General features: G+C 66.1%; 23 protein-coding genes. 12 read left to right on the plus strand and 11 right to left on the minus strand.

From position 1 onward, the window contains the following. Position 1 precedes the first annotated feature (1 nt). From FIV02_RS12900 to FIV02_RS12935, 8 genes are all read left to right on the plus strand, one after another. Entirely contained in the window at positions 2-1066 is a 1065-nt protein-coding gene (locus tag FIV02_RS12900) for an iron chelate uptake ABC transporter family permease subunit (RefSeq protein ID WP_134676719.1), read from the plus strand. After that, positions 1063-1884 (plus strand): ABC transporter ATP-binding protein, encoded by an 822-nt coding sequence (locus tag FIV02_RS12905; RefSeq protein ID WP_047592577.1) that lies wholly within the window; start codon positions 1063-1065, stop codon positions 1882-1884. Before FIV02_RS12900 ends, FIV02_RS12905 begins: the two co-directional genes overlap by 4 nt. 239 nt (positions 1885-2123) lie before the next feature. Beyond that, positions 2124-2645: a spore coat U domain-containing protein gene (locus FIV02_RS12910; protein ID WP_134676720.1), complete on the plus strand. Its 522-nt coding sequence runs from the start codon at positions 2124-2126 to the stop codon at positions 2643-2645. Positions 2646-2696: 51 nt separating this feature from the next. Next, positions 2697-3197 (plus strand): spore coat U domain-containing protein, encoded by a 501-nt coding sequence (locus tag FIV02_RS12915; protein ID WP_134676721.1) that lies wholly within the window; start codon positions 2697-2699, stop codon positions 3195-3197. Beyond that, on the plus strand, positions 3197-3778 hold the full coding sequence (locus tag FIV02_RS12920; protein ID WP_152488834.1) for a spore coat U domain-containing protein: 582 nt from the start codon (positions 3197-3199) through the stop codon (positions 3776-3778). Before FIV02_RS12915 ends, FIV02_RS12920 begins: the two co-directional genes overlap by 1 nt. 3 nt (positions 3779-3781) lie before the next feature. Next, positions 3782-4537 carry a molecular chaperone gene (locus tag FIV02_RS12925; protein WP_152488835.1) on the plus strand — a complete coding sequence of 252 codons (756 nt, stop codon included), beginning with the start codon at positions 3782-3784 and terminating at the stop codon, positions 4535-4537. 13 nt (positions 4538-4550) lie between these two features. Next, positions 4551-6863 (plus strand): fimbria/pilus outer membrane usher protein, encoded by a 2313-nt coding sequence (locus tag FIV02_RS12930; protein WP_256662953.1) that lies wholly within the window; start codon positions 4551-4553, stop codon positions 6861-6863. After that, positions 6860-7822 (plus strand): spore coat protein U domain-containing protein, encoded by a 963-nt coding sequence (locus tag FIV02_RS12935; RefSeq protein ID WP_152488836.1) that lies wholly within the window; start codon positions 6860-6862, stop codon positions 7820-7822. The genes FIV02_RS12930 and FIV02_RS12935 overlap by 4 nt, the downstream gene beginning before the upstream one ends. Before the next feature lie 4 nt (positions 7823-7826). Here FIV02_RS12935 and FIV02_RS12940 read toward each other — a convergent pair whose 3' ends face one another. From FIV02_RS12940 to FIV02_RS12965, 6 genes are all read right to left on the minus strand, one after another. Then, entirely contained in the window at positions 7827-8132 is a 306-nt protein-coding gene (locus tag FIV02_RS12940) for a hypothetical protein (RefSeq protein ID WP_047592565.1), read from the minus strand. A gap of 149 nt (positions 8133-8281) precedes the next feature. Next, positions 8282-9154 carry a pyridoxal kinase PdxY gene (pdxY, locus tag FIV02_RS12945; protein WP_047592586.1) on the minus strand — a complete coding sequence of 291 codons (873 nt, stop codon included), beginning with the start codon at positions 9152-9154 and terminating at the stop codon, positions 8282-8284. 196 nt (positions 9155-9350) lie between these two features. Next, a complete protein-coding gene (locus FIV02_RS12950; protein WP_037047918.1) occupies positions 9351-9683 on the minus strand; it encodes an antibiotic biosynthesis monooxygenase in 333 nt (110 codons plus the stop codon). Continuing rightward, on the minus strand, positions 9680-10696 hold the full coding sequence (locus FIV02_RS12955) for a zinc-dependent alcohol dehydrogenase family protein (RefSeq protein ID WP_152488837.1): 1017 nt from the start codon (positions 10694-10696) through the stop codon (positions 9680-9682). Before FIV02_RS12955 ends, FIV02_RS12950 begins: the two co-directional genes overlap by 4 nt. A gap of 151 nt (positions 10697-10847) precedes the next feature. Further along, positions 10848-11150 carry a helix-turn-helix transcriptional regulator gene (locus FIV02_RS12960; protein WP_037047921.1) on the minus strand — a complete coding sequence of 101 codons (303 nt, stop codon included), beginning with the start codon at positions 11148-11150 and terminating at the stop codon, positions 10848-10850. Between the two features lie 118 nt (positions 11151-11268). Continuing rightward, positions 11269-11877 carry a LysE family translocator gene (locus FIV02_RS12965; RefSeq protein ID WP_152488838.1) on the minus strand — a complete coding sequence of 203 codons (609 nt, stop codon included), beginning with the start codon at positions 11875-11877 and terminating at the stop codon, positions 11269-11271. Positions 11878-11980: 103 nt separating this feature from the next. Between FIV02_RS12965 and FIV02_RS12970 the strand changes: the two genes are divergently transcribed. After that, complete coding sequence (locus FIV02_RS12970; protein WP_047592563.1) at positions 11981-12433, plus strand: Lrp/AsnC family transcriptional regulator; 453 nt, start codon at positions 11981-11983, stop codon at positions 12431-12433. 100 nt (positions 12434-12533) lie between these two features. Continuing rightward, a complete protein-coding gene (locus FIV02_RS12975; protein WP_037047943.1) occupies positions 12534-13013 on the plus strand; it encodes a VOC family protein in 480 nt (159 codons plus the stop codon). A 12-nt stretch (positions 13014-13025) separates the two neighbouring features. Here FIV02_RS12975 and FIV02_RS12980 read toward each other — a convergent pair whose 3' ends face one another. Then, positions 13026-13505 (minus strand): hypothetical protein, encoded by a 480-nt coding sequence (locus FIV02_RS12980; protein WP_037047946.1) that lies wholly within the window; start codon positions 13503-13505, stop codon positions 13026-13028. 155 nt (positions 13506-13660) lie between these two features. Here FIV02_RS12980 and FIV02_RS12985 point away from each other — a divergent pair, with 155 nt between their 5' ends. Next, the gene (locus tag FIV02_RS12985) at positions 13661-14341 is read left to right on the plus strand and encodes a phytanoyl-CoA dioxygenase family protein (RefSeq protein WP_152490122.1); all 681 of its coding nucleotides are present in this window, start codon (positions 13661-13663) and stop codon (positions 14339-14341) included. A gap of 31 nt (positions 14342-14372) precedes the next feature. On the opposite strand, the gene FIV02_RS12990 is transcribed toward FIV02_RS12985, so the two are convergent. The 4 genes from FIV02_RS12990 to FIV02_RS13005 form a co-directional block, all read right to left on the minus strand. Further along, positions 14373-15137, minus strand: coding sequence for a carboxymuconolactone decarboxylase family protein (locus tag FIV02_RS12990; RefSeq protein ID WP_152488839.1), 765 nt, complete (start codon positions 15135-15137; stop codon positions 14373-14375). After that, a complete protein-coding gene (locus FIV02_RS12995) occupies positions 15106-15600 on the minus strand; it encodes a cupin domain-containing protein (RefSeq protein ID WP_152488840.1) in 495 nt (164 codons plus the stop codon). Before FIV02_RS12995 ends, FIV02_RS12990 begins: the two co-directional genes overlap by 32 nt. A 76-nt stretch (positions 15601-15676) precedes the next feature. After that, positions 15677-16621, minus strand: coding sequence for an alpha/beta hydrolase (locus FIV02_RS13000; RefSeq protein ID WP_037047950.1), 945 nt, complete (start codon positions 16619-16621; stop codon positions 15677-15679). Positions 16622-16659: 38 nt separating this feature from the next. Then, a complete protein-coding gene (locus FIV02_RS13005; protein WP_134676735.1) occupies positions 16660-17103 on the minus strand; it encodes a cupin domain-containing protein in 444 nt (147 codons plus the stop codon). 101 nt (positions 17104-17204) lie between these two features. Between FIV02_RS13005 and FIV02_RS13010 the strand changes: the two genes are divergently transcribed. Next, positions 17205-18107, plus strand: a complete 903-nt coding sequence (locus FIV02_RS13010; RefSeq protein WP_037047954.1) for a LysR family transcriptional regulator — start codon at positions 17205-17207, stop codon at positions 18105-18107. The last annotated feature ends 42 nt before the right edge of the window (positions 18108-18149 follow it).

The raw sequence follows: 18149 nt of genomic DNA on the forward strand, positions 1-18149 counted from the left end.
CATGAAGCATCTATCCGCACGCCCCCGCCTCGCCCCCAGCGGCCACTCCCTGCTACGCCTGGGCGAATGCAGCCTGCTGCTGCATCGACGCAGCCTGGCGGTCGGCCTGATTCTGGGGGCCCTGCTGGTCGCCGTCAGTACCTGGCTCCTGGCCAGTGGCGACGACGCCCTCACACCCTGGAAGGCACTGCAGGCCGCCTTTGGCCAGGGTGAGCCGTTGCAGGTGTTCCTGATCCAGGAGCTGCGCCTGCCGCGCCTCGTCGCCGGCCTGCTCAGTGGTGCCGCCCTCGGGGCCGCCGGCTGCCTGCTGCAGACCCTGGCGCGCAACCGCCTCGCCACGCCGGGGGTGATCGGCATCGACAACGGCGCCACCGCCTTCGCGGTCGCCTCCATCGTGGCGGTGCCGACCAGCCTTGCCCCCTCGGCGCTGGCCCTGAGCGGGGCCGCCACCGCCGCCGTGCTGACCTTCGCCCTGGCCGCAGGCGGCGGCGCACGTGGCTACCGCTTCATCGTCGTCGGTATCGCCATCGGCGCGCTGTTCGGCGCACTGACCAACCTCATGCTGGCGCGCAGCGACATGGACGCGGCCAACGCGGCCTACCCCTGGACCGTCGGCAGCCTCAATGCGCGCCCGGCCGACTCGGTGCTGCTGCTCGGCATCGGTCTGGCGCTCGGCCTGCCCCTGGCCAAGCTGCTGATCAACGCGCTGAGCCTGATGCGCTTTTCCGACAGCGTCGCCATCGGCCTCGGCGTGCGCCTGCAGCTGATGCGCCTGCTCACCCTGATCCTCTGCGTCTGGCTCACGGCCCTGGCCGTTGCCGTCGTCGGCCCGGTCGGCCTGATCGCCCTGGCGGCGCCGGAGATGGCGCGTCACCTGGGCCGCCGGCATGGCGTGCCGGTGCTCAATGCCGCGCTGTGCGGCGCACTGATGATGATCCTCGCCGACTGGGTCGGCCGCACCCTGCTGGCCCCCATCGAGATTCCGGTGGGCATCATCGCCGCCGTGGTCGGCGGCCCCTACCTGCTGTGGATTCTGCTGCGTCAGCCCTCACGGAGTTCGACATGACCCACCTTTCCTCCCTGCTCGCCGACGCCAGACCGACGGACGTGAGCCTGGAAGCCCGTGAACTGAGCATGGGCTATGCCCAGAGCCTGATCATCGACACGCTCAACCTGACGATCCCCAGCGGCCAGGTCAGCGCCATCGTCGGCCCCAACGGCTGCGGCAAGTCCACCCTGCTTGCCGGCCTGGCCCGCCTGCACAAGCCCAGCGCCGGCAGCGTGCTGCTCGACGGCAAGGCCATCGGCAGCCTGCCCTCGCGCGAGGTCGCACGGCGGCTGGCCCTGCTGCCCCAGGATGCCAGCGCGCCGGATGGCTTGACCGTCAGCGAGCTGATCCGCTTCGGCCGTCAGCCGCACCAGAGCCTGCTGCGCCAGTGGAGCGAGGAGGATCAGGCGATCGTCGACGCCGCGCTGGCGGCGGCGGACCTGGTCGAACTGGCCGATCGCCCCCTGGAGTCCATGTCCGGGGGCCAGCGCCAGCGTGCCTGGCTGGCCATGGCCATCGCGCAGACTACGCCGCTGCTGCTGCTCGACGAGCCCACCTCGGCGCTCGACCTGGGCCATCAGATCGAGGTGTTCGAGCTGATCCGCGAGTTGGCCGCCGCCGGCAAGACCATCGTCATGGTGGTGCATGACCTCTCCAGCGCCTGCCGCTACGCCGATCACCTGATCGCCATGCACCAGGGGCGGATCGTTGCCAGCGGCAGCCCGAACGACATCGTCACGCCGCAGCTGGTGGAACGCCTGTACGGCGTGCGTTGCACACTGCTGAGCGACCCGCTGAGCGGTACCCCGGTGATTGCCGGGGTGAGCCGGTTGTAAAGCGCCAGGCCGGGCAATCCGGTCCGGACGCTGCACTCTGAAAACCCTGTAAGCAATCACCGATTCGTCATTCCGGTTATTACTTACACGGACAAATTCTCCTGACCAATCAGTCATTTATTCGCAATATTCGTTGCCTGCGCCAACCGGACGGGGCGGGCCGTCTTTGAGCCTCAGACGAGCTTGAACTATGGTCCAAGCAACTCCGTTTGGAAGGGACTCGAGCGATGAAGTGCGTCATGAGAAGCGCCGTACTGACCCTCTTCTTCTTCTCCGCACCGGCATTCTCGGCCGGCGAGTTGCAAGGTCAACTGAACATCCAGATCACCATCGGCAGTGGCTGTACGGTCACCAACGGCAGTGCCAGTGGCAGCGGCAACACCTTCGGCTCGCTGTCATTCGGTGACTACAACGACCTCAACAACCTGATCGACGGACGCTCCCTCGGCAACTCCGGCGGCAGCTCGTTCGGCCTGCAGTGCACGCAGAACACGCCCTACACCATTGCGCTGAACGCCGGGCAGAACGCCAGCGGCGGACAGCGACGCATGAACAGCGGCGGCGTCCTCATCGACTACAACCTCTATCAGGATGCCGGTCGCACGCAGTCCTGGGGCGATGGCGGCGCCACCGGCAACGTGCTTTCCGGCACCGGTACCGGCAATGACGAAGAAGTGGTCGTCTACGGCCGCGTACCCGCGCAGACCACGCCCGTCGCCGGCACCTACACCGACACCGTGCAGGTGACCATCGCCTGGTAATCCCTCACGGCCCGTGCAAGAGGACGTCACGCCTACCAAGGAAGAATCGCCATGCACCGCCTGATCGCCCTGCTACTCCTGCTGACCCCGGGCGTTCTGCCTGCGGTCGACAAGACCGCCACGGTCGGCCTCAGCGTGGAGGTACTGCCGGCCTGCCAGGCAGGCGGCGACAGCGGTTCCGGGGTCAGCTTCGGCACCCTGGATTTCGGTACCCACCTCAGGCTCGACAACCTCATCGAGCGCGTGGGCCAGCCTGGAGCAGGTGCCCTGCGCATCAACTGCCAGCAGAACATTCCCTACCGCGTGCTGATCAACGCCGGCCACAGCGGCACCACCAGCAACCGGCAGATGGCGGGGCCTGGCGCCGACGTGGTGAGCTACAACCTCTACACCAGCGCCGACCACGCCACGGTCTGGGACGATACGACTGGCGTCAGCGCCATGGGCAACGGCCAGGACCAGTGGCTGCCGGTCTATGCCCGGGTACCGGCCCAGGGCGCGCCGCTGCCGGGCAACTACAGCGACACCCTGACCATCACGGTGAGCTGGTGATGCCGTGCCGAGCCCTTGCGCCCACGACAGCCGGCCTCGCCTGCCTGACCCTGCTGGCTGCACCCGTGGTGCCGGTCCTCGGCGATACCGGGGTCAACGATCAGATCGTCAGCCAGAGCTTCCAGCTGCGCGCGGAAATCGTGGCGGGCTGCCTGCTTGGCAGCGGCGCCAGCGACGCCAGCGACGCCACCTCGTTCGGCAACCTGTCGTTCGGCCAGGTCAGCAGCCTGCCAGGCAACCTGGACATCGCCAGCACGCCGGGCAACGGCTCCATCGTCCTGCAGTGCTCTCCCGGCACCTCGGTCAGCGTCTCGCTCAATGCCGGGCTCAACGCCAGCAGCGTCGGCCTGGGCCGCTACCTCGCCCTGGGCAGCGAGCGCCTGCGCTACCAGCTCTATCAGGATGCCGCCCGCAGCATCATCTGGGGCGACGACAGCAACGGAGGCACGCGCATGAGCATCAACTTCCCCAGTGGCGGCGGCAGCCAGACCTATCCGGTGTACGCCCGCCTGTTCAGCGTCAGCCCGATGCCCTCGGCCGGCCTCTACACCGATACCGTCACCGTTACCGTGAGCTACTGAGCCATGTGCACGCGCGCCCTGCTGCTCGGCTGCCTGCTGGCGACAGCGATGCTCAGCGTCGCCGTGCAGGCGGCCACCTCCATACTCATCTGGCCCATCAACCCGATGATCGAGGCGGATCGTCAGAAGTCAGCCGCACTGTGGCTGGAGAACCGTGGCCTGGAGCCGGTGGACCTGCAGGTCAGGGTGATGACCTGGGAGCAGGAAGCCTTCGCAGACCGCCTGAGCCAACAGAAGCAGGTGGTCGGCAGCCCGCCGATGGCCACCGTGCAACCGGGCAAGCGCCAGCTGGTCAGGCTGGTCAACCTGCAACCGCCGCCGCCCGGCACCCTGCGCACCTACCGGGTACTGGTCGACGAGGTGCTGCCGCCCAGGGCGAATCCGTCGCAGCTGGGCGTGCAGTTCCAGATGCGCTACTCCGTGCCGCTGGTCGTGGTCGGCCCCGGAGCCTATCTGGATGACGGCTTGCGCGAAGCACCCGACCAGGGTCAGCCACTGGCGCCGGACCTGCGCTACCGCTTCGTCGAGGAACGCGCCGGAACCTTCCTCCACCTGCACAACGTCGGCCCCGCACCAGCCAGGCTGTCGCAGGTGGAACTGCTGCGCGCCAACGGCCCCCAGCCCGTCGCCGAAGGACTGCTCGGCTACGTCCTGCCCGGCGCCAGGATGCGCTGGCCGATGCCGCGCGGGGTTCGCAGCGGGCGCATACAGGCGCGCATCAACGAGAGTCGCCAAGCGCAGGTACTGGCCACTGAGTAGCTCACTGCCCCTGTTGCTGTTACTGGCAGCCGTGCTCTGCATATGCACGGCCCATGCCGATGACGCCGAGCAACTGGCCCAGGCTCAGGTGCTGTATCTGGAACTGATCGTCAATGAACTGCCCAGCGGCAAGGTAACGGAAGTGAGAGAACATCAGGGCCGGCTGTTCGTCCAGCGCGAGGATCTGCTCGCCGCCGGCGTCCGCCTGCCCCCCGAGCCGCCGCCCTGGGTCGCCCTGGACCGGATCGACGCGCTGCACAGCGACTATCAGCAGGAAAGCCAGCGCCTGCTGCTGACCCTGCCCAGCGAATGGCTGCCACACCAGCGCTTCGGTCCCAGCAGCCTGAGCGAACCGATGCCGGCGCAAAGTGCCTTCGGCGCGCTGTTCAACTACGACCTCTACTACAGCCACACCGAGAACGCCGGCCACTATGCCAATACCTGGCTGGAGCAACGCGTCTTCGATGGCTTCGGCATGATTTCCAACACCGGCGTGTACCGCCACAGTTTCTCCGGCCCAGGCTACCGCGACGGCTACACCCGCTACGACACCACCTGGCGCTTCAACGACCAGCAACGCATGCTCAGCCTGAGCGGCGGCGACCTGATCACCGGTGCGCTGACCTGGAACAGCGCGGTCCGCCTCGGTGGCGTGCAGCTGTCGCGCGAGTTTGCCCTGCGTCCGGACCTGATCACCTACCCCCTGCCCCGCTTCGACGGCGATGCCACGGTGCCCAGCACGGTGGACCTGTTCATCGACGACGCCCGCGTCAGCCAGCAGGACCTGCGCCCTGGCCCCTTCACCCTCAACACCGTGCCCTATATCAGCGGCGCCGGCACCGCGACCCTGGTCACCACCGATGTGCTGGGCCGCCAGGTATCGACGACCGTCCCCTTCTACGTGACCGACAGCCTGCTGCGCGAGGGCCTCTCCGACTTCTCCCTGTCGCTGGGCAAGCTGCGCCGCAACTATGGCGTGGAGGATTTCGCCTACGGCCGTCTCGTCGGCAGCGGCAGCCTGCGCTACGGCCTGAGCGACAGCCTCACCCTGGAGGCGCACGGCGAGAATGGCGCCGGGCTCAGGCAGGCCGGCATCGGCGCCACCGTCGGGCTCGGCCTGCTCGGTACCCTGACCAGTTCCATCAGCCACAGCGCTGGCATCGGCAACGGCCAGCAGTACAGCCTCGGCTACAGCTACTACGGGCGCCGCTTCGGCGTCACCGCCCAGCGCATTCAGCGCACCGCCGACTATGCCGACCTCAGCGTCGCCCAGGCGCTGGACAGCGACCTCGCGGGCGGCCCGCTGAGCAAGCTGCAGGATCAGCTGACCTTCAGCTTCAGCCCGGAAGGGTTCGGCTCGTTCGGTATCGGCTACTTCGCCAGCGAAGAACAGAGTGGCCAGCGGACCCGCCTGATCAACCTGTCGTGGTCGCGCAGCCTGTGGGGCAACAGCAGCCTCTACCTCTCCTTCAACCGCCAGCTGGACGATGCGACGCACGCCATCCAGGCCCAGCTGGTCGTGCCCTTCGACCTCTACTCCAGCCTGACCACGGGCGTGGAGCGGGACAGTAACGGCAAGCAGAGCGTGCGCGCCAACTACAGTCGTAACGCGCCCAGCGACGGTGGCCTGGGCTGGAACCTGGGCGTGGCCGAGGGTGACAGCGACTTCCGCCAGGCCGATCTGACCTGGCGCTCGCGCCATGCGCAAGTGCAGGCGGGGGTCTACAGCAACGACGGCCAGACCACGCAATGGGGCGGCGTCAGCGGCTCCCTGGTGGCGATGCAGGGACAGCTGTTCGCCAGCAACCGCATCGACGACGCCTTCGTCCTGGTCAGCACCGAAGGCCAGTCAGGCGTGCCGGTGCACTACGAGCATCAGTTGCTCGGCCGCACCGACAGAGCGGGTTATCTGCTGGTGCCCTGGGTGCCGTCCTACTACCCCGGACAGTACGAAGTCGACCTGCTGGACATGCCCAGCAACCTGCACCTGAGCGAAACCCAGAAGCGCATCGCGGTTCACCAGGGCAGCGGCGCCCTGCTCAACTTCGCCATGGTGATGACCCTCTCCGCCAGCATCCAGCTGGTCGACGGCCAGGGTCGCCCGCTGCCGCGAGGCAGCCAGGTGACGCATCAGCCCAGCGGCCAGCGCAGCTACATCGGCTGGGACGGGCTGCTGTACTTCGAAGGTCTGGCCAAGGACAACCGCCTCGACGTACGCCTGGCCGATGGCAGGACTTGCAGCAGCCGCTTCACCCTGGATGACGACGCCGTGGAAATTACCCTGGTCGGCCCGCTCCCCTGCCAGTACGACGGTGCCCGGCCATGACCCGCTGGCTGGCCCTCGCGCTGACGCTCTGCAGCCTCCTGCTCGGCGCCCCGGCCCATGCCTGTGGCATCTATGCGGCGTCGGTGAGCCTCGGCAGCAGCAACTCACTGAGCCTGCGCACCACCCAGCAGCAGGCCGCGGCCGGTGCGGGTCTCTCCTGCCCCGGCGTGCTCCAGGTACTGGCCGCCGCCTATGTCAGGGTCACGCTGCAGAATGCCGGGACCCTGGCCCTGCAGGACGGCCAGGGCAACCAGATACCCTTCTCGATCTACCGCGACTCCGGCTACAGCCAGACGCTGGTAGCCGGCCAGCCCCAGCAGCTCGACGCCATCAACCTGGTCGCACTGGGCGGCAGCTCCAGCGCCATCGGCCTGTACTTTCGCACCAACCCCGGGCCCAATGTGCCGGCTGGCACCTACACCGCCACGATCACCCTGCGCTGGGACTGGGCCATCTGCACCGTCGGTGCGCTCAACCTCTGCTCCTGGAGCCGCAGCCCCGGACTGACCCAGAGCTGCCTGCCCATCTGCGGCGCCCCCACCAACTGGGGCAGCGGCTCCCTGGCGACGCTGACCATCACCCTGGTCGTGACCAAGGCCTGTCGCATCGATACGCTGCCTGCCGTGGACTTCGGCGCCAATGCGCTGATCAGCCAGTTTTCCGCCCAGCAACGTACCTTCGCGGTGACCTGCACCAGCACCGAGGGCTACACGCTGACCTTCGATGACGGGCAGAACTACCTGGCCCCCTGGCGACGGCTGAGAAACGGCAGCGACTACCTGCGCTACAACCTCTATCACAACGGCAGCAGCCTGATCTGGAACAGCAGCTCGCCACTGAGCGCCAGTGGCACGGGCGATTCGCAGACGTTCACCTACCAGGCGATTCTCGACCCGTCACAGGCCAACGCGCCGGTCGGCGTGTACACCGACAACGTGCTGCTGATCATCAACTACTGAGGCGTTACCAGTAGACCACGAGCGTCGAGCCGGCATCCGCGACGGACTGCGTGGAGACCGACGCCGCCCCTGCATCGGGCTTCAGCGGCAGCGCTCGCCCGCGTCCGTCCTGCAGCTGGTACGCGGCCTGCTCGCAACCGTTGCCGAGCACGCGAACGGCCTGCTGGTCACGCTCGGCGGATACTTCGCAGCGTTTGAGAATGGTGAGACTGATGTGCAGCTGCCCGCTGATCTGCTCAGCGAGAGACTGATTGGCGACGAGGCACAGAGCCACGGCCAGGAGGGAGGCAACAAGTCGGCGGTACGGCATGACAACGCTTCTACTGTGATGGTGGCCTGCTGGAGTTGAAGGTCAAAATCCATCCGTAGAAACGGTCACGGCTTCGAGGCGCGACCGAAAACAGGGCCAGATTACCGCGATATCACTTTGAGATCACGCCGATTCCGACGAACGCCCGTTCAGGGCAAGCGCCTGGCCAGGAAAGCACGGGCCGGCTCGACGATCTGCTCCTGCGCCGCGACCAGCGGCAGGTCGCGCGCCCCCTGCGCCGTTCGCTCGACCAGCGCGTAGAGCGTCGCGGTCGCCAGCTCCAGCGCCTGCGGCAGGGCCTGACCCGCCAGCAGGCGACCCAGCAAGGTGGCGGAGAACACATCGCCCATGCCGTTGGGCAAGGGGTGCAGCGCCAGTCGCGGTGTCGTCACCAGCCAGGCGCCCTCGCCGTTCACCGCCAGGGTGCCAAGCTCGTCCTCGGGGATGTCCGCGGTCGCCAGACTGGTGACGATCACCACATCCGGCCCGCGTCCGCGCAACTGTCTGGCGACCTTGACGGCCTCCTGCAGGCTGGCCGGCTGGCTGCCGGTCAGCAGCTCGAACTCGAACTGGTTGGGGGTGATGATAGTGGCGCAGGGAATGGCCTGATCCCGCAGAAAGTCGGGAATCGCCGGATTGACGAACACACCGCGCCCGACATCGCCCATCACCGGGTCGCACAGGTAACGCAGCGCCGGGTTGTGCTGGCGAATCTCCCCCACCGCCTCGAGAATCACCCGCCCGCTATCGGCATCCCCCAGATAACCGGAAAGCACGGCCGCCAGACGCGGCAGCACGCCACGTTCACGCAATCCCAGCAGCACGTCGCGGATATGTTCGGCACCGAATACCTGGCCGCGAAACTGGCCATAACCGGTGTGGTTGGAGAACTGCACGGTATGGATCGGCAGCACTTCGAAGCCCAGTCGCTGCAAGGGGAAGACCGCAGCGGCGTTACCGACATGGCCCCAGGCCACATGCGACTGGATCGACAGAACGAGGGGCGGCAAGGTGGTGCTCATGGACATTCCGACAATGGCTCGACGACGATGGAGTGGCCGCGATTATTCGCCAAGTCACGCGCCCGCACCACCACTGACGCCCTCGCGCTCTTCTTCGGTTCGCTGCGCCTGGCCATGCCCAGCGATCCGGCAGCCGTGAAGCAGGAGGCAACCGACTGCCGGATCGAGGCGCGAGGCCAGCATGCGCCACGACGACTCACTCAGCGAACGTGAATGCCCCTGGCGCCGGAGACTCACCGGGCATGACCGCCTCGACGTGATAGACCTGCGGCTCTTGCGCAAAGTACGCCTCCAGCCCCGCCATGAAGAGGCGGTGATCCTCACTCGCCTCGAAGCCCGGCGCGTGATCCTCGAGTGAACGCCAGCGCACGATGAGGTTGAACACCTCCGGCGTCTCGATGCCTTGCGCCAGCATGTGGCCGGCATAACCCTCGGCACGCCGGAGCAGGTACTCGACATCGGCGAAGGCGCGCTTGAACGGCTCGATACGCTCGCGGTGAATGGGCAGCAGCGCAATCTCGTGAATCATGGGGTTGCCTCCGGGGTGGCTTGAGCGGTCGAGTGCGCTGACGAGAGCAGCGAGGGCTCGATGGCAATAGCGATCTTGCCGCGCAGGCCATTGTTGGGGCTCTGCAGCAGCGCATGGGCACGTGGAACGTCCGCAAGCGAATAGACGGCGCCAACATGTGGCCGCAACTGGCCACGCTCCACCAGGGCACGGAGCTCATCGAGCTTGCCGCGGTTCTGCCGGGTGAAGACGAAGTGATAGCTGGCGTTCTTGCCCCAGGCCTGGATGACGTTCTGCGGCTGAGCAATGTCCACGATCGAGACCACGCGCCCCAGTTGCGCGAGCGCATCGGGGCTGCGCGACAGCGTGTCGCCGCCGATGGTGTCGAGGATCACATCGACGCCCTGGCCATTGGTTTCCCGCAGGATGGCGTCAACGTAGTCCTCTTTCTCGTAGTCGATGACCACGTCGGCCCCCATCCCTCTGGCGAACTCGACGTTCGCCTCGCGCACGGTGGTGAACACCCTGGCGCCCATGGCCTTTGCCAGCTGGATCGCCACATGGCCGACGCCACCGGCACCGCCATGCACGAGGATGCGCTCGTCCACCCTCAGCGCCGCACGCACCACCAGCGCTTCCCAGGCCGTGCCGCCGACCAGGGTGAGGCTGGCGGCCTCGAGGTGACTCAGTGCCGCCGGTTTCTTGCCGACAATGCCTTCGGCGGCGACGTGGTACTCGGCATAGCTTCCCGGACCGTCGAAGATCTGTGGCGTGTACCAGACCTCGTCGCCCGGCGCGAAGCTCGTCACGCCCGGCCCGACCGCCTCGACTACACCGGAGACGTCATGCCCGGTAATGCCCGGCAATGGCACCAGATCGGCGTAATCACCGCGCCGGACCTGGAAATCCAGCGGATTGATGGACGTTGCATACACCCGCACCAGGACCTGCCCTGCCTGCGCCACTGGCTTGGGTACGTCGCGCAGCTCGAAGGCTTGCGGGCCGCCAAATGAGTTGAGAACCAACGCTTTCATGGTATTTCCTCGCTTCGATAAAAAGGGATATCGGGATTTTTCGATATATAAACACAAAAAAATTCGCGGAATTTCCTGCTCTCAGGCCATCTTCAACCCTCACTTCGCGAAAAAGGGATATCGAGAAATATCGATATAACAGATCAAAAGATTACAGCTCCTTGCCAAGGAACTCGGCAAGCGCACTGATGTTCGCTTCGTTGCGTTTGTAGTAGGTCCACTGCCCGACACGACGGACCTCCACCAGCCCCGCTCGCTGCAGCGTCGCCAGGTAATCGGACACCGTCGACTGCGACAGACCGACACCTTCCTGGATGCTGCTGACGCAGACACCCACCGTGTGCACGTCCCCTTCATCCTGCGGAGGAAAGCCCTTCTCGGGATCCTTCAACCTTCTGAGGATCTCGAGGCGCGTAGGGTTCGACAGGGCTTTGAATATGCTGATCAGGTCCATGCCGCGATAATATCGAGATTTACCGATATGTCAATTCAGCATTCAGCCGCCCGTCGGGCACATGCCCTGAGGTCTCTGCCTGCATGCCCCTTCCGAACGCCTGCAGTGGTCTGGTGCTTCAACGAATGCTCTGCACGAGCGCCGGCAGCGTGGCCACGAGCAGCACCAACGCCATGCTCAGGTTGAACAGCAACGCATAGCGGGGGTGCATCAGCAGACGGCGAAACGTCGCGCCGCCAACGGCCCAGATGCCGACGCACGGCACGGAGACCAACAGCAGGATCACGGCCGCGAGGAGGACGTTCTGAGCGTGATGCTCAGCTGGCACGTAAGTCGCCACGCCGCTGATGGTCACGGCCCAGGCCTTGGGATTGACCCACTGGAATGCCACTCCGCCGAAGAACCCCATGGGTGCGGTGTCGTCATCACGAACCTGCAACGGGCCACTGCTGGCGATCTTCCAGGCAAGCCAGAGGATGTAGGCTGCGCCGACGACACGCAGCGCCACATCGAAGCCGGGTATGGCCGACAGCAGCGTGCCGAGGCCCAGCCCCAATGCGGCCAGGAGCAGGCCGACGCCGACGGAAATGCCCGCCACCAGCGGCATCGCACGCCATACCCCGACACGCGCACCGGCCAGCAGGACCATCGCATTGTTCGGGCCTGGCGTGCCGGTCATCACCACGCAGAAGAGCAGAAACGAGAGAAGCACGCTGGTATCGGTCATTGGCTGGGTCATGTCCACCTGGGTTTCGATTGCACAATTTTATTGCCTTTAGCGCGCAACTCGATTGCAATTCATTGATGCCATAGCGAACGAAACACAAGATATGACCACTATCGATCGAATAGACCAACGTATATTGCACGAGCTTTCCAGAGACGCCCGCCAGACCAACGTGAAGCTGGCCGAGCAGGTGGGGCTGTCGCCCTCCGCCTGCCTGAGACGCGTGCAGGAACTGGAGCGCAGCGGCGTGATCACCGGCTACAAGGCGGTGATCGACAGGTCGCGACTCGGCATCGGCTGCGTGGTCTATCTCACGGTGGGGCTGTCCAAGCACACCAAGGCCAGCCTCGAAGCGTTCGAACGGGCCATTGCCGAGGCGCCCGAGGTCGTGGAGTGCCACACCATCACCGGCGCGGTTGAATACCTGCTACGCGTCGAGGTGGCCGACATCGGCGCCTACAAGGACTTCCACACCAACGTGCTGGGCACCCTGCCCCATGTCTCGTCCATCACCAGCCATATCGTGATGGACAGCAGCAAGAGCACCCGCTCCTGACGCGGCTTGCGCAACGCGCTGGATCATGCGCCATCTACAGGGCCGCCGGCAGCCGCGCGTCTAGACTCTGGAGTCCATGCTGCAACCGTGGACATTCAGGATGAACAGCAAGAACACCATCTGCCTCTGGTACGACCGCGACGCGCTGGAGGCAGCCACCTTCTATGCCGAGACCTTTCCCGACAGCGCCGTGCTGGCCGTGCACCACGCCCCCGGCGACTACCCCTCCGGCCAGCAGGGCGATGTGCTGACGGTGAGGTTCGACGTCATGGGTATACCCTGCCTGGGACTCAACGGCGGCCCGCTGTTCCGCCACAACGAGGCCTTCTCGTTCCAGGTGGCGACCGACGATCAGGCCGAAACCGATCGCCTGTGGCAGGCGATCATCGACAACGGCGGCCAGGCCAGCGAGTGCGGCTGGTGCAAGGACAGGTGGGGGATATCCTGGCAGATCACCCCGCGCATCCTCACGGCCGCCATCGGCAGCCCGGACCGTGCGGCGGCCCGGCGTGCCTTCGAGGCGATGATGACCATGAGCAAGATCGACATCGCCAGGATAGAGGCCGCGTTGCAAGGCTGAACGATGGCTACATCAGCCGCGCGCGTTCTTCCGCTGCAGGATAGTCGAGGCGTCGTTGTAGGCAGCCTGGAAGGCGTCGCTGCCGATCCAGGTCACGGCGGCCTCTTCGTCTTCGTCGTGGAAAGCTGCACGATAGGCGATCAGCAGGCCCATCATGAAATCGGTCGCATCATCCTGCGCCTCTTCGGCAACCACCAGTTCCAGCACCGGGTATTGCAGGAACACCAGGCACAGTGCGAGCAGGCTGATGCCCTCGGCCGCTGCCATCGCCTGGAACAGGTCGTCGAAATGCGCCGGGTCGAAACCGTTTTCCTTGATGTCGGCGAAGTCGAAGGTGCTCAGGTCGATCTCCACATCATCGAACGGCTCATCGATCTGCGCGTTGGCCAGCAACGGATGGATGGGGTGACTCTTCGGCTTGCCCATGCGGTTCTGCTTGGCCTTGGCCTTGGCCCGCTGGGCGCGTTTCTTCTGCTTGTCTGGGGAGGCCATGGGGCGTATTCCTCGTTCGGGGCAGCCATGTGCATGGCTCGAAATGATCAGGCGCGCATTGTATGCAGTCTTGCTCACGGGCTGTGGGTGAATTTGCCGTTGCAGGATCGCGGCGGGAGCGGCCCGTGACCGCCATCGAGGAGAAGGACAACGCCATGATCGACCATGAACGCCTGCATCGGGACGGCTACGTGCTGCTGCGCCAGGCCGTGCCGGCGGATGGGCTGGACGCGCTGCGCGGCCTGTTCGATGCCCGTGTCAGACCTTCGGATCAGTGGCCCGTGCCGCGAGGTGCGGACTGGCGCCACGCGCAGCTCGACGATGATGCGCAGGTCCTGGCCATCTGCCGCCTGCCGCTGCTTCTGGCGGGGGTGAGTGCGTTGATTGGCGAGCGTTTCTTCATCGCCCAGGTGGAAGGCCGCGAACCCCTGGCAGGCGGCGGCCATCAGCAACTGCATCGCGATCTGTCACAGCAACGCCCGGGCGACATCGCCAATGCCCTGGTGTACCTCGACGACTACGGCCAGGACAACGGCGCCACCCGCATCGTGCCCGGCAGCCATCGGACGCACCCGGGAGCGCCGCCATTCGACAGCAATGACGAATCCCTCGCCGTGCAGCTCTGCGGGTCGGCCGGTGACATCCTGCTGTTCGATGTCGACCTGGTTCACGCGGGCAGCCTGAACCCGAGCGGCGCACGTCGCCGCTCGCTCCTGATCAGCTACTTCGCCGAGGCCCTGCATGCCTCGTACCTGCACACCCGGCACCTGCGCGGAATTCGCCTGGACACCGGCGAGCGCTTCGATCCTGCGGATCACCTGCCGAGCGCCGGCTAGCCTGTGCGAAGGCCAGCCGGGCCGAAACCTGTTACGGGCTCAGCTGGCGCTGCAGCGCCTGCTGGGCGCGCTCGGCAGCTTCGGCGGTGACGCGCTCCCCCAGCACCTCGCTCAGCTGCCGTAACTGTGCGGCACTGACACCGATGTTCATGCTCATGCGCATGTGCGCCTGCAGTTGCGCCTCGGCGCCGGGCAGTGCCGCGAGCATGCTCAGGGTTGCCAGTTCACGGCTCTGCCAGTCGAGGTTGTCGCGTTCGAAGATGGCACCGAACAGGTGAGCGCGCAGGTACTCGTTGGCTACCGGGGCGAAGTCGAACAACGGCCCCTCGACCACGGCTCCGGCCAGCCTGGTCTGGTTGGCCGTGCCGGCAGCCAGCAGCGCATCGCCCTTGGGCACGGGCTGACTGGGCTCGCGCCCGGGCGCATCTTCGATGCCCCTGGCTTTGCGTGCCTCGACGACCCTCATCAGCTCGGACAGCGCATTGAGACTGCGCGGAAAACCCGCATAGGCGTAGAGTTGTACCAGCACCTCGCGGGCGTCGCTGATGCTCATGCCGAGGTCGAGCCCCTGTTCGAGGGCGCCGTTGAGCCTCGCGATATCACCGGCGGCAGCGAACGCAGCGATCGGCACGATGGCCTGCTGACGTGCGTCGAGGGTTGCATGGCTGCTGGCAGGTTGCTCCGGGTTCTCCTCGGCGATGGCGCTGCGCGCCGGTTCGCCGAGGCCCAGAACGACGCCGAGTGCAGCGATGGCGAGGCCCGACCTAGTCCTGATGCGTTTGGCCATACTGCTCATCGCTCACTTTCTCCAGCCAGTTGACGTTCTTGCCGTCCAGGGTCGCGGTGATCGCCATATGGGTCATCGCCGCGTCCGGAGCCGCGCCGTGCCAGTGCTTGACGCCCGGCGGACACCAGACCACGTCGCCGGGGCGGATTACCCGGACCGGCTTGCCCCATTCCTGGGTCAGGCCGACGCCGGAAGTAACCAGCAGACGCTGACCGGCGGGATGGGTATGCCAGGCCGAACGTGCGCCAGGCTCGAAGGTAACCAGCGCACCGGAGGTGTTGATGTGCTCATCGGCCGGCCAGATCGGGTCGATCCGCGCACGGCCGGTAAAGAACCGCTCCGGGCCGGCGATCGAGGCCTGAGTGCCGGCACGCACGATCTGCTGCTCGCCCCCGCCCGTATCTGTAGCGCGGGCTGGGCCGGTCTGCAGGACCGCGACGCAAAGCGCCGCGGTGAAAATCCGCTTGTTCATGCTGATCACATCTCCTTGAGTTGACGGGCGGTGCAACCCCTGTCCGCCGGCGGGCTCCCCGTCAGCCGGCTGCTGGTCATTGCAGGGCGTCGTGGAAGAACGCCTGCAGCTGGTCGAAAGGAATCACATCGGTACGGTCGTACAGGTCGACGTGATTGCTGCCGGGCACCACCTGCAGCGTCTTCGGCTCGCTGGCAGCGGCGTAGATGTCCTCGCTGTAGAAGCGCGAATGGGCATGCTCGCCGACGATCAGCAGCAGCGGCCGTGGCGAGATCCACTGCAGCTTGTCCAGCAGCGGGAAGTTCATGAAGCCCTGTGCCGAGGTCTGGGTGAACTGGGTGCTGGAATTGGCGTGATAGCCGCGTGGCCGTGAATAGAATTCGCCGAACTCGCGGCCTATCGGGTGTGTATCGGCATCGATCTGCAACGGTGCTCCGCGCTCGCCCAGCGTCGCCCGCCCGCTGGCGAACTCGCTCCAGCGCTGCTCGGCCAGGGCCTGCAGCGTCGCCCTGCGTGCGGCTTCGTCCAGACTGCCGGCAAAGCCCTCGGCATGCAGGCGCGAGATGTCGTACAGACTTACGGTGGCCACGGCCTTGATGCGCGGGTCGACCTGCGCGGCGCTGAGGCCGAAGCCACCGGAGCCACAGATGCCGATCACGCCGATGGCATCACGTGCGATGCCAGCCTGGTTGCCGAGAAAGTCGACACCCGCGTGGAAATCCTCGACGAACAGCTCAGGCGACGACAGACGCCGCGGCGAACCGCCGGATTCACCATTGTGCGAGGCATCGAAGGTCAGTGCCACGAAACCGCGCTGGGCCAGCTCGTTGGCGTACACGCCCGGCCCCTGCTCCTTCACCCCGCCATAAGGCGCGCCGATGATCAGCGCCGGCCAGTCGTCACGACTGTGGAAGTCAGCGGGCAGGTAGAGGTCGCCGGCCAGCTCGATGCCGAAGCGATTGCGATAGCTGACCGGCTGGCGACGCACCTGCTCGCTCAACGCGAAAATGTAGTTGCCCATGAGAGGCTCCTGTTTGAGGGGAAGGGAATGACGGCGGCTCAGTCCTTTTTCACCGGGCCGGCGAGGAACTCGGCGTCCGTCACCGGCGCCAGCCAGTCGACCGGCTTGCCATCGAGCGACTCGTTGATCGCGATGTGCTGCATGGCGCTGCTGTCGGTTGCACCGTGCCAGTGGCGGCGGCCGCAGTTGCACCAGATCAGGTCGCCGGGGCGAATCTCGGTCTTCGGCCCACCCTCGCACTGCGTCCAGCCCACGCCATCGGTCACCAGCAGCACCTGACCCAGCGGATGGGTATGCCAGTTGGTCCGCGCACCCGGTTCGAAATTGACCACCGCGACGCCAACCCGCGCAGGAGCCGGCGCGTTGAAGATGCGGTCGATGCGCACACGCCCGGTGAACCACTCGGCCGGGCCGACGATGGCCTGGCTCGACCCTGCGCGGTGAACCTGCATGTCGGCACTGGCCAGATCGCTGTCACTCATGTCGGTCACCTCATTCGTTGCTCGAGGAGACAAAGGTAGCGACGGCAGATTGATTCGTGTATACGCAAAATAATTAACTCGGCATGAAGCAGCACTTAACAATGTTCACGAGCGGCATGGATGATCTGGTGGTTTTCATCGCGGTGGCACGGGAGCGCAACTTCACCCGCGCCGCCGCGCGCCTCGGCGTCTCGCCTTCGGCAGTCAGCCAGACCATACGCGGCCTGGAGGAGCGCCTTGGGGTGCGCCTGCTGACGCGCACGACCCGCAGCGTCACGCGCACCGAAGCGGGAGAGAAGCTGCTGCTCGAGATCGCGCCGCTGCTCGAGCGCATCGACGCGCACCTGAGCGCCATCTCCGACCTGCGCCAGCACCCTTCCGGTACGGTGCGCATCACCGCCGACGAGTTCGCTGCCCGCCACGTCGTCTGGCCCAAGCTGGCGACGCTGCTGGAGACCTACCCGGACGTGGTGGTGGAGTTGATCACCGACTACGGGCTCACCGACATCGTTGCCGAACGCTTCGATGCCGGCATACGCCTGGGCGGGATCATCGACGCGGACATGATCGCCGTTCCCATCGGTCCCGAGATGCGCATGGTCACCGTGGCCACCCCGGGCTATCTGGCGCGGTACGGTACCCCGCGACGGCCGGAGGAGCTGACCGCGCATCGCTGCATCAACCTGCGCCTGCCCACGCACGGCGGCCTCTACTCCTGGGAGTTCGGCAGCGGCGAGAACGAATTCCGCGTACGTGTCGGCGGCCCGCTGATCATGAACAGCGTGCTGCAGATCCTCGATGCTTGCCTGGCCGGCGTCGGCCTGGCGCAGCTACCGGATACCCAGGTACGGCCCTATCTGGACAGCGGAGCGCTGACCGAAGTACTCGGGGCATGGTCCGACAGCTTCCCTGGCTATCACCTGTACTACCCGAGCCGGCGCCAGCAGACAGCCGCCTTCCGCGTGGTGCTGGATGCACTGCGCGACTGGCAGGCGCCAGGTTGACGAGACGTTCCGCATGCTCGGCAGGCAGGCCGAGCGTGGCGA

The sequence above is a fragment of the Pseudomonas sp. THAF187a genome (assembly GCF_009363395.1).
Taxonomy (GTDB): Bacteria; Pseudomonadota; Gammaproteobacteria; order Pseudomonadales; family Pseudomonadaceae; genus Aquipseudomonas; species Aquipseudomonas khazarica.

Excerpts from the sequence above, each read along its gene's own strand:
- FIV02_RS12900 (WP_134676719.1), top strand. The coding sequence starts at position 2 with ATGAAGCATCTATCCGCACGCCCCCGCCTCGCCCCCAGCGGCCACTCC.
- FIV02_RS12905 (WP_047592577.1), top strand. The coding sequence starts at position 1,063 with ATGACCCACCTTTCCTCCCTGCTCGCCGACGCCAGACCGACGGACGTG.
- FIV02_RS12910 (WP_134676720.1), top strand. The coding sequence starts at position 2,124 with ATGAGAAGCGCCGTACTGACCCTCTTCTTCTTCTCCGCACCGGCATTC.
- FIV02_RS12915 (WP_134676721.1), top strand. The coding sequence starts at position 2,697 with ATGCACCGCCTGATCGCCCTGCTACTCCTGCTGACCCCGGGCGTTCTG.
- FIV02_RS12920 (WP_152488834.1), top strand. The coding sequence starts at position 3,197 with ATGCCGTGCCGAGCCCTTGCGCCCACGACAGCCGGCCTCGCCTGCCTG.
- FIV02_RS12925 (WP_152488835.1), top strand. The coding sequence starts at position 3,782 with ATGTGCACGCGCGCCCTGCTGCTCGGCTGCCTGCTGGCGACAGCGATG.
- FIV02_RS12935 (WP_152488836.1), top strand. The coding sequence starts at position 6,860 with ATGACCCGCTGGCTGGCCCTCGCGCTGACGCTCTGCAGCCTCCTGCTC.
- FIV02_RS12940 (WP_047592565.1), bottom strand. The coding sequence starts at position 8,132 with ATGCCGTACCGCCGACTTGTTGCCTCCCTCCTGGCCGTGGCTCTGTGC.
- pdxY (WP_047592586.1), bottom strand. The coding sequence starts at position 9,154 with ATGAGCACCACCTTGCCGCCCCTCGTTCTGTCGATCCAGTCGCATGTG.
- FIV02_RS12950 (WP_037047918.1), bottom strand. The coding sequence starts at position 9,683 with ATGATTCACGAGATTGCGCTGCTGCCCATTCACCGCGAGCGTATCGAG.
- FIV02_RS12955 (WP_152488837.1), bottom strand. The coding sequence starts at position 10,696 with ATGAAAGCGTTGGTTCTCAACTCATTTGGCGGCCCGCAAGCCTTCGAG.
- FIV02_RS12960 (WP_037047921.1), bottom strand. The coding sequence starts at position 11,150 with ATGGACCTGATCAGCATATTCAAAGCCCTGTCGAACCCTACGCGCCTC.
- FIV02_RS12965 (WP_152488838.1), bottom strand. The coding sequence starts at position 11,877 with ATGACCGATACCAGCGTGCTTCTCTCGTTTCTGCTCTTCTGCGTGGTG.
- FIV02_RS12970 (WP_047592563.1), top strand. The coding sequence starts at position 11,981 with ATGACCACTATCGATCGAATAGACCAACGTATATTGCACGAGCTTTCC.
- FIV02_RS12975 (WP_037047943.1), top strand. The coding sequence starts at position 12,534 with ATGAACAGCAAGAACACCATCTGCCTCTGGTACGACCGCGACGCGCTG.
- FIV02_RS12980 (WP_037047946.1), bottom strand. The coding sequence starts at position 13,505 with ATGGCCTCCCCAGACAAGCAGAAGAAACGCGCCCAGCGGGCCAAGGCC.
- FIV02_RS12985 (WP_152490122.1), top strand. The coding sequence starts at position 13,661 with ATGATCGACCATGAACGCCTGCATCGGGACGGCTACGTGCTGCTGCGC.
- FIV02_RS12990 (WP_152488839.1), bottom strand. The coding sequence starts at position 15,137 with ATGAGCAGTATGGCCAAACGCATCAGGACTAGGTCGGGCCTCGCCATC.
- FIV02_RS12995 (WP_152488840.1), bottom strand. The coding sequence starts at position 15,600 with ATGAACAAGCGGATTTTCACCGCGGCGCTTTGCGTCGCGGTCCTGCAG.
- FIV02_RS13000 (WP_037047950.1), bottom strand. The coding sequence starts at position 16,621 with ATGGGCAACTACATTTTCGCGTTGAGCGAGCAGGTGCGTCGCCAGCCG.
- FIV02_RS13005 (WP_134676735.1), bottom strand. The coding sequence starts at position 17,103 with ATGAGTGACAGCGATCTGGCCAGTGCCGACATGCAGGTTCACCGCGCA.
- FIV02_RS13010 (WP_037047954.1), top strand. The coding sequence starts at position 17,205 with ATGTTCACGAGCGGCATGGATGATCTGGTGGTTTTCATCGCGGTGGCA.